This is a genomic window from Pseudoalteromonas citrea, assembly GCF_000238375.3.
GTDB lineage: Bacteria > Pseudomonadota > Gammaproteobacteria > Enterobacterales > Alteromonadaceae > Pseudoalteromonas > Pseudoalteromonas citrea.
Genome location: NZ_AHBZ03000027.1, coordinates 741,853 through 755,301, shown reverse-complemented (window position 1 = coordinate 755,301; position 13,449 = coordinate 741,853). Strand labels below are relative to the sequence as shown.

Here is a 13,449-nt window from a genome sequence, read left to right as displayed (position 1 = left end):
AATATGTATTCATACTATTTCAAATTGGCACTACTGAGCTTACGGAAAACGCCCCTGTTAAGTCTATTAATGGTGACAATGATTGCGATTGGAATTGGTGCAACCATGACGACTTACACTGTCAGTTATATGATGTCCAAGGATCCAATCCCTAATAAAAGCGCGCAACTGTTCCAAGTTCAGCTTGATAGTATGGATGAAATTTATGGTGACGGAAAAGATTTGCCTTACACGATCACCTATCAGGACACTCAGGCATTGCTCGAGTCAGATATACCCAAATACCAGGTTGCACTTAGCGCTATTCAGAAAAAAATTAGTCATGAAAATAATGCTCATATCATCCCTAAAAGTTTAAAAGTTCGCACAACCACCAGTGATTTTTTCAGCATGTTTGAAACCCCTTTTTTATATGGTTCTGGCTGGAGTAAACAAGATGGTAAAGATGCAGCACAGGTTGCGGTATTATCCAAAGAAACCAATAACTGGCTGTTCGATGGTGAAAACTCTGTTGGTAAAACATTCCGGTTTGGCGCCGATACTTATCAAGTGATTGGCGTTTTAAACTCATGGGAGCCTCTACCAAGATTCTATGGTCTTCCTCATGAAGCTTACACAAAACCACATGACCTATTTATTCCTTTTAATACACAAATAAAAAATGAGTTTTTTACTGACAAGTTAGTCAGTAGTACCTGTTGGCAAGAGTCTGCTGATGATTCTTTTGCCTCTTTTTTAACATCAGAATGCATGTGGGTTATTTTTTGGGTCGAGCTACCCGACAAGCAAGCCCATGATCAATACCAAGCATTTATTGATAATCATGCCAAAGAGCAACAATCTTTAGGCCGCTTCACAAACCGTATTTACAATAAACTAGTGCCGCTAAAGCAATATTTAATCGATGAAAAAGTTGTCAGTGATGACAGTAAAATGGCAGTGTGGTTGGCTGTACTTTTTCTTATCGTATGCTTACTCAATTGTATGAGCTTAATGATAGCTAAATTTCACGCTAAAGCAGGCGAAGTCGGGCTACGTCGGGCGGTCGGTGCGAGTAAACAAGATATCATCAAACAATTCGCTATTGAGTTATCAGTGGTCGGTGTTGTAGGTGGTTTATTAGGACTATTATTTGCACAGCTTGGTCTTCTAGCAGCTAAACAAACATACAGCTATTTGCATTCAGGCTTAATGCAAATGAATCTCCAATTACTTATTGGCACAGTCTTATTAGCTTTAATATCTAGTTTAGTGTTTGGCTTATACCCCATCATCAGAGCCAGTCAAATGCAGCCATCAAGCCAGCTAAAAAGTTTATAGGACGAAAAGACATGCGCGATCTTATACCCATACTGAAAACATTAAAAAAACAAAAAGTAGCCCCCGCATTGCTTGCATTTCAAATTGCAGTAACATTTATGGTACTCGTCAATGCCATTTACATGATCTCTGAACGTAGTGACTTAATTGCTCGCCCAGTAGGCGCAAATATGGAAAACACACTAATAGTAATTGCTAACTTACCAAATGAACAAGGTGATTTAACAATACAGCTAGAGAATGATTTAACCATATTGAAAAGTATTTATGGTGTTGTAAATGCAGCTCCGATCACCGGGCTGCCACTAGAAGGGTGGGGGCTTTATATGGACTTCAAATTAGATCCAAATGAAGAAGATGTCGCATATGGTGGCTATTTTGGTTCGAACGAAAACCTCATTGACGCTTTTGGTTTAACCCTTGTTGCAGGGGAGAATTTTTTACCCTCAGATATTCAAACAGTGGAAAATGATGGCATATTCAAATCATCTAAAGTGATCATAACCAAGGCATTGGCTGAGAAAATATTCCCAGATAATTGGCGTGAAATGCTTGGGAAAAGCCTGTATTACCACAAAGAACCCCATGAAGTTATTGGTATTGTCGATAAACTACAAAATGCATGGAACTTCTGGAGCGCAGTAGAATATACCGTTATTTCCGCAGTACAAGAAGCCAATGATACCCAGCGTTATGTTGTTCAGGTAGAGCCAAGCCAAATGGCTAGCGTTATAGAGGCAATCCCTGAAAAGCTCTTAACACACCCATATAAGCAAATAGACAGTATTGAAGCGCTTAGTGAAGTGAAAACGCGAAGTTATCAAGAAGATTTAGCGACCAATAAATTACTCACCGTTGTGTGTATCGGCCTAACCATTATTACAATCTTCGGTATACTGGGCCAAGCCAAATTCAATATAAGCCGCCGTACAAAGCAAATAGGGACACGCAGAGCACTTGGCGCAAGCAAACTCCAAGTCATCCGTTACTTTATGCTCGAAAATGCCATTATAACAACAATAGGCGTTTTTATAGGAATACTGGCAGCCATCATACTTAACAACCAGTTTGTCGAATTGCTATCACTGTCGCCTGTACCGGCAAATTTCCTATTTTTAGGTGCGATTGCAATTATTTTGCTCGGGCAAATCGCCGTTGCTTACCCAGTTAGCCAAGCTGCAAAGATCTCTCCCGCTATTACTACTCGCGGAGCGTGAATTATAGAGCCCTGCGCCCACACTCGGGCACAGGGCTAACGCCATTCAAAGTGAATGTGGTAAACTACTCACTCTATATACTTTGAGATCATAAATTTTGCTAAAGATATCAAATGCCGTTGAACTCGCTGCATGGGAAATTGAAATGACCGCCATTAGAGCGCAAGGTGCCGGCGGGCAAAATGTAAACAAAGTATCCAGTGCCATCCACTTAAAATTTGATATTAAGCGCTCGTCTCTCCCTGAATTCTATAAAGCTCGGCTATTAGCTTTAAAGGATAGTCGTCTTACCAAAGACGGTGTAATCGTTATTAAAGCACAAAGCCATAGAACCCAAGAGATGAACAAAGAAGAAGCGTTAACACGGTTAAAGGCGCTCATTTTAGATGCAACTAAAATGGAAAAAACTCGAAGAGCGACTAAGCCAACGAGAAACTCACAAAGGAAAAGAGTAGATAGTAAAGTAAAGCATGGCCAAACTAAAAACTTACGTAAGAAACTAAAATATTAAGCCCGCTTTACTTTTGAGCCTTGTACCAACCTTTATGATATCGCTCTACCCTCTAACGACAGAGGGTTCTTACTACTAGGAAGGTACATCACAAATTGTGCACCACCTAATTCAGAGGTATTAATCTCACACCGTCCATTATGCCAAGTTAATATCTTTTGCACGATTGCTAACCCGAGGCCAAAGCCTCCTGAGGCTTTATTTCTGCTACGATCAACACGTACAAAAGGTGCAAACACCTTGTTCCTATCTTCAGGGTTAATGCCTGCGCCATCATCTTCAACATGAAGCTCAACTTCATCATGATTCACAAGTAATGTGATGTGTACTTTTGACTTTCCATACTTACACGCGTTCTGTAATAAATTTTGTACTACCCGAGCAATATAATGCTGATCAGCATAAAGCTGAATATTTGGGCTCAAAGCTACATGTAAATCTTTTGAGTTAGTTCTTTGCAACTTATCAATTTGGCACTGAACCAATGCCGAAAAATCAAAAAAGTGATACTCCAAAGACTCGGCGGCAATTTCAAGGCGCGCATAGCCCAGCATTTCGTCTATCAATAATTCCATTTCCTGCACATCTTGAGACATCGCTTGCACTTCTTTAGGGTCTTTCGCAGCCAACATCGCCAATGCAAACTTCAGCCTCGCCAGCGGAGTTCTAAGCTCATGAGAAACCGCATTCACAAGCTGCTTTTGGTCGCTCATTAAGCTTGCAACTTTAGTTGCCATAGCATGAAACTGGCTGGTTAAATTCGAAATTGCAGAAAACTTAGAAGGCTGGATCGATATATCAAGTTGCCCTTGTGCCAACTGTGCAGTAACGCGTTTCAATTGCATCAAGTCGAGCCACAAGGGTCTCAGCCACAATACTAAAAGTAAACCAAGGACAGCAAACGAAAGTAATTTAAATAAGTACTTTTTCGCAAGTGCATTGCTTGCAGGTAAAAAGGGACCAAGCTGCGCGAGTTCATCTCCGCCGTTAATCCGAAACGTCAGCAAAGCATTACCTTGCTCAGTGAAGGTCGTGATCACGTCACCTTGTTGTAAAGCCGCCATTTGCTCTGGTAGCCAAGCAACATCGTCTGAGGATAAAGTCTCGACGGTAGCAGGCAATTGGCTTATATCAGATACACTTCCCTGCAATACTTTGGCTACTTGCTGTGCGTGACGCAATTCGTCAGGCGCCTGATGAACCCAACTTTTCCAGATCAGCTCACTACTTTGATTGATCAGTACAATACTAACAAACACCACCAAATATAAGCTGATCAATAATCGGATCATAAATTCAATTTATTCCCAAGCTGACTTTGAACATAAATACCCTTTACCCCACACAGTGATGAGCCTAAAAGGTTGTTCTGGATTATCACCCAGCTTTTTCCGAAGCCTCGATATGCGCACATCGACACTGCGATCCAAGCCATCATACTCACGGCCAACAACATGTTTATAAATATATTCTCTGCTTTGAGTCTCACCTGCATTGCTAGCAAGTGCCCACAGTAGGTCGAACTCATAACTGGTTAACTCAACCTCATCACCTGCTAACTGAACGGTTCTGTCAGCCTTATCAATTCTTAACTGACCTAATTCCAAATTGTCACCGCTTTGCGCAGCACCAAAGTTGCGTCGTAATAATGCATTAACTCGAGCAAGTAATACGTAAGGCTCAACCGGTTTTATGACATAATCATCAGCACCAATCTCTAGCCCTTTAACCTGATCAAAGTCACTGTCTTTGGCCGTTAGAAATAATACAGGCCCATTATAATGGGGTCGAACAGCACGACAAATGCTAAATCCATCTTGATTAGGCAACATAATATCTAACACAACAATATCTGGCTGTTTGCTAACGATAGCTTCTACAGCATCGGCCCCATCATTGACAATTGTGACTGTAAATTCGTTACTTTGCAGAAACTGTGAGGTTAGGGTTGCAAGACGCTCATCGTCTTCTACCAACATAATATGGGCCATTAAAAGAAACTCCAATCTGTTTTTAATTTTCTACGATAACGCTTGCTCACAGCAGCATTAACTTTAACTGTCTGTGTAGCAAGTAACGAGCCTTGCAAATCTAACAAGCTAAAACGCATACTTTGTGCAAGCGTTATCTGTAACTGCTCTTTTACTTTATCTGTTTGCTGCCAACACCGCAGCTTATTTTTTTCTTGATATAAACAAGCGTCTATTTGATTCTGATTTTTCCACTGAATATTTACGGTCATTTGACATGGCTCCCCTAATTGGCGCACAACACAGGTTAAGGGCTTGATTTGCAGGGAAGCTTGTTGAGTTTTATGTGATTGGGCAAATACACTGTGCGGTAATAAAATACTTAGGCTAAAGAGGTAAATGGGATTAAAATGCATACACCCCCCCTACAAATAAATACGTCACATGACTTTTCTCAATCAAGGGGCTGTTTTTAATTCCGGACCCCAAAAACTGACGTTTCATACTCAGTTTTACAACCCAATCATCTGAAAGTTTATAATTAATTGTTGCGCCAACAACAGGCGTTAAAACACTTTCCCCAGAATAGAATAGAGACTCATCAACCCCATCTCGTTCATGTAATCCGTAATAATAATTCACTAAACTACCATCTTTCCAATGTACGCCCGCCATCAAATGTAACTTGATGGGTACATTTTCCAGCGGCTTCATTTGATAATGATAAGCAGCCTTTACATGACTCCCTTGATATGTACCAGAAATATCATGTAACCACTGTAATGATACTTTGCTGTTTTCACTTAAGTACCAGTGCCCTAACAGCCCCGAATCTAATGCCCACCTTCGTTTCGCAATATCATCAATCGATACAACGCGCTCTGGCGTCACAGGAACAGTAACATCGCTTTCGCTAACAATATTGCCCTCTGTTGTACCATACGTTCCAGGAGCAATCAGGTTACGGATATGGAACCGCTCAAAAAAAGCTTGCTCAGTGTTAGGCTCCGTAATAACACTCAAATCAAAATCTGTCGACTCTGCGAATGTATAACCCATCGTGGTATTTTCTAAAAAAAACTTATCGCGGTAATAACTCACATACGGTACCACTAACAAGGGTAAGTTATCTCCGCCAGATAATGGGTTTGTTAATACCCCAGCCCCCACGGCGACTGATACTTGCCACTGACCGACACCAATACAATTGTCATTATTATGTTGGCATAGCGGTTCTTCAGCAATACAAAATAGGGAGAAGAACAATGCTGCCATTGCAAAAAGATATTTCAATTTACAGCTCCTTATAATACAGCAGCTAATTTAACATTGTGTGTGGGATTTACCAGAAAGAGTTACATTAAATAACAATTCGCACGGCAAAGGTAACAGTTATTTTGGGAGCATTTTGTAAAGTATATTTCCAGCTATTCACTCAAGGAACCGTATTATGTATCATAAACATCTACTCGGAATTGCAGCACTCACTATATTAAGTGGGTGTGGTGGAAATAATGAACAGGCAAATACAGCTGACACACAGAAAGCTGCAACATTACCCAACTTTACAGGGATCAGCGTTTCAACAGCGCCATTAGAAAAAGTAACAAACAGTCAATTTACTACCCATTTAAAAAATGGTATTTTTATGCGCTACCATCAGCCTATTGATACCAGATTAGAGCATAACAACCAAAGTGACTCAGTCAATGCATCAACCTCGTTTTCAACCACAAATCAACAAGAGCAAGACGTCCACGAAGCGGATAGAGTCAAATATGACGGTAACTACCTATATATCGCAGCGAATAGCAATAACGATCTAGTACCACAAATAGACAACCCGCAACCGCATTACATTCGTATACTCAAGCGAACAGAGAGTGGTATGCTAGAGTCAGTAAAAGACTTACCAACATCGCATACTGAGTACTCAGAACAAAATTTGTACCTTGAGCAAAATACATTAGTTTCAATCAACTCACAGCCTGGTTGGTTTTCTATTGGTGGTGCTCTAACTATAGAACCGTTAAGAACACAAACCACATCTAATGAGTCGTTCATCGCGCAAGATATCCCCCAGTTTGAAATAAGCTTTGCTGATATAACCACCCCAGAACAAGCAAATATTTCGCAGCAATATACAATTGATGGTGCGTTAATTGATAGCCGCATCATAGATGGCACGCTTTATATCGTCAGTAATTTTAGACCAACTTATTCTAACTTTGATCTGAGTAATTCAGATACCCAGACACAGCTTAAAAACTACCAAGCTTTAGCCGAAACAGATATTAGGCATTTGATCCCCTCAATTACGCGAACAGATACCAACCAAACACAGGCCCTATTTGATACTAATGATTGCTACATCTCACAAAGTGCATCACAGGTGACTGGCTATGATGCAATTATGTCTATTACACGCATTTCATTAAGCAACCCAACACAACACAACACGGTATGTGTGAATACTGAGATAGAAGGTATTTATGCTTCAAAAAATGCGCTCTATACTTACAGCACGCATTACGAAGAAAAAAACATCAATTCGGTCATTCATAAATTTAAATTTGATACGCAAACATTCAACTATGTCGCCAGCGGAACAATTTCAGGGCACTTTGGTCAGAACTTGAAAAACCTCAGGTTTAGTGAATACAATGATCACTTACGTGTTGTTACATCTAGTGGCGACTTCCTTGAAGGATTCCAACATAAACTTCACGTTCTTGCTCAAGAAGGCACTGAACTGACCAGTATTGCTGAGTTGCCTAACCAAACGAATACCACGCCAATCGGTAAAATCAATAGTGTATCAGGGGTTGTTGATGAAGATATTTACGCTGTCCGGTTTTTCAATGACCTCGCCTATGTTGTCACATTTCAACAAACCGACCCGCTTTATGTCATTAACCTGACAACACCAGCTGCCCCTTATATCGCAGGAGCACTGGAAGTGCCAGGTTACTCTGCTTACCTTCATCCAATCAGTGAGAGCTTATTGCTAGGTATTGGCCAAGAAGTTGAGGACATAAATAGCACAGAGCCTGCAAACTTAACACAAGGCGCTAAAGTTAGCTTATTTGATGTTAGCGATATAACCGCGCCCACTCAGCTAAGTAGTAAAGTATTTCCTGATGCCTATACACCTGCTGAGTATAATTATCGCGCTCTGAGTTTTTTGCAAACTCAACCTCAGCTCCACAAATTTAGTATGCCTCTTGAAAAGTGGGAACAAACAGGCATTGATCCGAAAAGTTACCAGTGGACCAAGCGCAACCAACTTGCTTTGTTTGAAATAAATACAGAGACAAAAGCACTCAGTCATATTGGTGATAGTGGTATTAAATATGATGCGCCCAATATATATAATTTACCGCTTATACATGGCAACGATGACCGTGCCGTGTTGCAAGATGATCACATTTATTATGTTCATGGTAATTACACATGGTATAGCCTTTGGCAAACCCCTTCGCAGAACACTGGGCCACTTTAATTAATACTGAGCAGTGAATATTATCGCGGTAACGTAATATTCACTGCCACGCCACCGAGATGGCTATGAAATGCTTCAATAACGCCGCCATGTCGATTAACCAGATCTTCACTAATTGCTAAACCAAGACCTGTTCCTCCTTTGAACAGCGATTTGTTACGCTCACTTTGATACAAACGTGAAAATATCAAGGCTAACTCTTCTTCAGAAACACCAGGCGCACTATCACTCAAAGAAATCATATAGTGCGTTTCAGAGTAGGTGACTTTACATTCAATCACAATCGGTGGGGCGCTATAGCGCAAACTATTAGACAAAACATTATTAAGTACCTGTGTTAACCGCTCCTTATCAGCATCAACCATTAAGCTCGAAGGTAAATCGAGTATATAATCAAATTGACCATCTGCTGTTTGATTCACTCGGTTTTGTGCGTCTAATACCCAACTATTTAACCATATTACAGCATCCATTGGCATAATATTTAAACTTAGCTCTGACAATTCAGTCATCGCGAGCTGATCAATATCCGCTATCATATGATTGATGTCACTTATCCGGCGATGCAGCAGTTCATATGTTTTTTCTGTGTTTTCTATTAAGTTGTATTCTAACCCTTCAATTTGCATCTTTAATACACTCAACGGCGTTCTTATCTCATGTGACACCTCAGCCAGAAGTTGCTTCTTTCGCTGTAACAATGCTTCGGAAAATTCCGCACGATCACGAATTCTCTGTTGCTTTTGTAAAAACTCAAATCGCCACTTTAAAACACTATAAATTGCCGTAATTAGCACAAATAAAGCTAAGGTATAAGCCCACCATGTTTGCCACCAAGGGGGCAAGATAATAAAAGAGAAAGAGGTATAGTCATCGGCTCCGTAAGGTGCGGATGCTCGCACCTGAAATTCATACTCGCCAGCGGCTAATTGTGTATAAGTAATTTCACTTTGATTTGATGGTTCACTCCAATAGTCACTCACACCAACTAAACGAGTTTGGTACATTACCCGCTCAGGATTCCCTGATTCTTGAGCGCTATATTGAAAACGTAGTTGAAAAGTTGTCGCAGGCAATGTCGCCATTTGCTTATAAAGTGAAACGAACTGCGGGTGAGGCGTATTTCCTTGACTAACACTTACATTTAATAAGCTCACGGTAGTGTTTACAGGCAACATCAAGTTATCAGCATTAAAATAGGCGACACCATAACTCGATCCCCAATAAATAGTGTCGTTTATTTTATCAGCGGTATTTAAAGTACTATCAATGGCAATATAGCCATTTTCATGGGTATATTTTACAGGCTCTATGGGATCTGAAGAAGAAAATAACGCTGAAAGTGCCAGTGAATTTATGCCACGTTCAGTGCCTATCCAAAGTTGTTTATCATCGATAAACAACGACAACACAATGTTATTACTGAGGCCATCTTTGACATTAAAGTGTACTGTACTCCATTCGTTTACTCCTTTTTTCATAGCAAACACGCCTTGACGGGTCCCCACTAATACAGTGTTTCCAGATGCTTCAGTAATACTATATGCCCAGTTACTCGGTAGACCTTCATTTTCAGAAATCTTAAATAACATACCATCTTCAATATAATAGAGACCTTGACCATTTGTGACAAACCAAAGCCGCCCAGCACTGTCTTCAAAAATACTGATCACATACGTTTCTTGAGCCAATAGTAGCTTTTCAAACCGCCCCTCACAGGCACGCATAGCACCCGTTTGCGTTGCCAAATACATGCACTCATCTTTGCCTAGCGCAAACTGATGTACGATATTCGCATCAAACCCTTGCTTATAATGTAAATGCTTACTTTCATCATTGCCCAGAATTAGTAAGCCTGCACGGGTTCCAACCCAAACACGCCCATGTCTATCCCGCTCCAAAGCATGGATATACTCATTCGCTAATGTAGTATGCGGTGTATACCATTGGCCATTTTTTAATACTTGGATCCCTGCACCATATTGGCCTAGCCATAATTGTTTATCAAACTCAGCAAGCGCGCTTACTCGCTCGTTTAAAAGCCCATTGCGCTGAGTTATTAATTCAAAGCCCCCCTGCCTAATACGGTTAACACCGCCTCCATAGGTCGCGACCCAAATAATATTGTCATTGCCTAACGTAATATCTCTAATGTGATGATCGCTAAGACCATTGCTTTTATCTAGCACATACGCCGCACCACCAGAAATACCAATAACCCCTTTGCTATCATCTCCAACCCACAGTACATCATTGCCTTGTTCATAAGCGAGAGTCTGAATATTCGGCATTCTAATACCCGATATCGAGATCTCGTTGTAATTATTTAAGTCAAGATTACATACACCACGACCTGTTACTCCAAGCCATAAACGCTCACTGGTAGGCACTAATGCAGCAACAGGGCCTTGACACGCAGACGAGGAAAAATGAATGTGCTGTAAAATCGAATCTTTAAGCGTGTATAGACCAGAGTCAGTGGCCAACCAAATATTGGACTCTCCATTTAGTGCCAGTTGATTCACTTTAAGCGTTATATCGCTTTCTAATTTAGAGAGCACCCCACTGGAGATCACATATAGCCCATTGTCCGTTGCAATGAAAGCACTGTCTTTAACATGTAGTATATCGTTCACTTTAGTATCAAACAGAGTATCACCTCGATACACTTGGTACATTGATTGACCTTTGAGAACGCTTATCCCTTGGTCTGTCGCGAACCAAAAGTGACCATTGTCGCTGCGAGCAATATCCCATACCCGATTATTATTTAAGCCATGTTGACTCGTGAAACAACGCAAATAGTTTCCAGCATATTGGCAAGCACCTTCTCCATTAGTACCTAACCAGAGCATATTGTCGGCATCTTCAAAAACACTATATACCGAGCCTGTCGGCAAGCCTTGACGTATCGAAAAGTGTCGCACATCTGATTGAACATTCAGCTCATATTGCGCCGGTTTAACCGCTTTCCAAGGAGTGTTTACAATACTCCCTGACACAACTAGCTCGGATGCAAAAGACTGCCAGTCCGTTGGCTTTGCCATTATTTGAACACGGCCACTCGAGGTGAAATCTAACGGTTGAAAATCGCCTAAATTCGCGGAAGTTGATTTTTTTAGAGTAGGAGTGCCATTCGGTAGAGTGGTACTCAACAAAGGCTGCCACAGCGCTTTGCCTATATAAACAGGAGAAACTGTATTTGATGTCGAGGGGAGTTGGTGTTGAGATAAACAACTAAATGAGGCAAGGAAACAACAGTAAAACAAACTCAGACAGCGGTGCAAATACATTTCCAAAAAATAATAAGTATCATTGAGGTGTTATAGCGTAATGTCTTCGGTACTTCAAATATTTATGTGAATATATACGAGTGAGTTTACTGTCTTTGCTTGATTAACTCAGCCAATATGGCTTCATAACGCAACATTTTCTCTTCATTAAAGCCAGCAAATTGCGCCACTTTATTACCCTGTTTGTCATAAATAATACTACTTGGCATACCTTTGAGTTTATGAGCCCTACCAATACTCATAGAGGGGTTATAAATAACGGGAAAGTCGGCAGGGTTCGCGTTTAAAAAAGCCAGTGCATCCGTTTTATCCGCATCCATATTTACAGCCACGACTTGCACTTTACCATCAAACTTTTTATCAAGTGTGTTCATCCATATAAACGCATGCTTACAAGGCGCACACCACGATGCCCAGAAGTCGACATAGACAATTTGCCCTCTATGCTGTTGTAGTAGCAACTGTAATTGTACTTCTGGCACTTTAGCATGGGCTGAAACACATAAACTCATTAAGAAAAAAAGACCATACCCTATAACGTTTCGCATATTTCCCTCATATTTAAACTAGTCTGAACGGCAAAAGTATTCTCAATTTTACTCGCTGTTATTTTTTAATGTATCTATATATTGCCGAGTAATATCGTGCTCTTCTTCTGGCAAATACAGTAAGTGCGCGTCAATAAACTGTTCTTGCTTATATAACTTCACCATTATGTCATTCACTTTAGCAATAAACGCACGACTCACCTTAGTGTCGTTACACATCATATGACCTAAAATATACTCAGGTGAATTGGCCATTCTGTAAGACTGATATTCCGCTTTATCAATTTTTACATGTCGATATATTTCAGCAGGGTAGGCTAACAAAAAGTCTACGCGTCTCAAGTTAAACATACGATACACGGTATCATAATGATTGCTGCCTTCTCTGATCACCTTATTTTCACTGCTTACTTGTGCTAATTGCTTATCCAAAAATGGCCCATATGAAAAGGTACCAGCGATAACAATCAACTTCTTTTTATACGTCTCAAAAAGCAAAGATAATGACTTAACGTGTCCAAACTTATCAAGTAATGCTTCATCCAAAGGGTCCGCATGACTATGTATGTATAAACGGCGACTTAAATACAGGTTAATTGGTCGGCTAAATAAAAAGTTAGCTTCGCGTTCAGGTGTTTTTACCTTATTAAACAAACAGGTGGGATGAGGCTGCTGAGACATGATCCGTAAGGCACGTTTATAGCTCGATGGCACAAATTCAATCGGATGCTCGCCAATCGCATTCAACAACATATTATTAGTTGCCCCTGCGATATTGACTGGCGCAACTTTACCCGTAAATACTAATAAATCTTTTTCATCATCAATATAAATACGTAGTGACTGAGCCATAGCCACATTGCAGAGCAAGCAGATCAATAACACAACCATATTATAAGAGCTAACCTTATCAACTAACTTCATAGCGCTCCAAAAATAAACGTAATACGTTCATCTTATACCTCATAAAATGCTCTCAGCTTCCTTTATTGTATACTAAAACATGCAATAAAGTGATTCACGCGCACTTCAACCCCATACAAGCGGTATGTATACAATAAAAAAGCCCGCTCATTACAGCAGGCTTT

Annotated in this window: 11 protein-coding genes; 4 read left to right on the top strand and 7 right to left on the bottom strand. The window is 40.4% G+C overall.

All coding sequences use genetic code 11. The features are described 5' to 3' along the window. Nucleotides 1-3: 3 nt before the first annotated feature. The 3 genes from PCIT_RS21240 (at nt 4) to arfB (ending at nt 3,048) form a co-directional block, all read left to right on the top strand. The gene (locus tag PCIT_RS21240) at nt 4-1,320 is read left to right on the top strand and encodes an ABC transporter permease (RefSeq protein ID WP_010365288.1); all 1,317 of its coding nucleotides are present in this window, start codon (nt 4-6) and stop codon (nt 1,318-1,320) included. An 11-nt stretch (nt 1,321-1,331) separates the two neighbouring features. After that, on the top strand, nt 1,332-2,537 hold the full coding sequence (locus tag PCIT_RS21235) for an ABC transporter permease (protein WP_010365289.1): 1,206 nt from the start codon (nt 1,332-1,334) through the stop codon (nt 2,535-2,537). Nucleotides 2,538-2,634: 97 nt separating this feature from the next. Further along, nucleotides 2,635-3,048, top strand: a complete 414-nt coding sequence (arfB, locus tag PCIT_RS21230; RefSeq protein WP_010365290.1) for an alternative ribosome rescue aminoacyl-tRNA hydrolase ArfB — start codon at nt 2,635-2,637, stop codon at nt 3,046-3,048. Nucleotides 3,049-3,080: 32 nt separating this feature from the next. Here the strand turns inward: arfB and PCIT_RS21225 are convergent, their stop codons facing one another. The 4 genes from PCIT_RS21225 to PCIT_RS21210 are packed head-to-tail and all read right to left on the bottom strand — an operon-like array spanning nt 3,081 to nt 6,311. After that, nucleotides 3,081-4,340 carry an ATP-binding protein gene (locus PCIT_RS21225; RefSeq protein WP_010365291.1) on the bottom strand — a complete coding sequence of 420 codons (1,260 nt, stop codon included), beginning with the start codon at nt 4,338-4,340 and terminating at the stop codon, nt 3,081-3,083. A gap of 9 nt (nt 4,341-4,349) precedes the next feature. Then, complete coding sequence (locus PCIT_RS21220) at nt 4,350-5,039, bottom strand: response regulator (RefSeq protein ID WP_010365294.1); 690 nt, start codon at nt 5,037-5,039, stop codon at nt 4,350-4,352. Further along, entirely contained in the window at nt 5,039-5,434 is a 396-nt protein-coding gene (locus PCIT_RS21215) for a DUF3019 domain-containing protein (protein WP_010365296.1), read from the bottom strand. Before PCIT_RS21215 ends, PCIT_RS21220 begins: the two co-directional genes overlap by 1 nt. After that, nucleotides 5,424-6,311, bottom strand: a complete 888-nt coding sequence (locus PCIT_RS21210) for a MipA/OmpV family protein (RefSeq protein ID WP_010365298.1) — start codon at nt 6,309-6,311, stop codon at nt 5,424-5,426. Before PCIT_RS21210 ends, PCIT_RS21215 begins: the two co-directional genes overlap by 11 nt. Nucleotides 6,312-6,468: 157 nt before the next feature. Here PCIT_RS21210 and PCIT_RS21205 point away from each other — a divergent pair, with 157 nt between their 5' ends. Further along, the gene (locus PCIT_RS21205; RefSeq protein WP_010365300.1) at nt 6,469-8,520 is read left to right on the top strand and encodes a beta-propeller domain-containing protein; all 2,052 of its coding nucleotides are present in this window, start codon (nt 6,469-6,471) and stop codon (nt 8,518-8,520) included. A 20-nt stretch (nt 8,521-8,540) separates the two neighbouring features. Here the strand turns inward: PCIT_RS21205 and PCIT_RS21200 are convergent, their stop codons facing one another. The 3 genes from PCIT_RS21200 to PCIT_RS21190 all read right to left on the bottom strand — a co-directional run bounded on the left by PCIT_RS21200 (nt 8,541) and on the right by PCIT_RS21190 (nt 13,285). Continuing rightward, nucleotides 8,541-11,675 carry a ligand-binding sensor domain-containing protein gene (locus PCIT_RS21200; RefSeq protein ID WP_162144430.1) on the bottom strand — a complete coding sequence of 1,045 codons (3,135 nt, stop codon included), beginning with the start codon at nt 11,673-11,675 and terminating at the stop codon, nt 8,541-8,543. 224 nt (nt 11,676-11,899) lie between these two features. Next, a complete protein-coding gene (locus PCIT_RS21195) occupies nt 11,900-12,361 on the bottom strand; it encodes a TlpA family protein disulfide reductase (protein ID WP_010365303.1) in 462 nt (153 codons plus the stop codon). Nucleotides 12,362-12,409: 48 nt separating this feature from the next. After that, complete coding sequence (locus tag PCIT_RS21190) at nt 12,410-13,285, bottom strand: hypothetical protein (protein WP_010365304.1); 876 nt, start codon at nt 13,283-13,285, stop codon at nt 12,410-12,412. Nucleotides 13,286-13,449 lie beyond the last annotated feature (164 nt).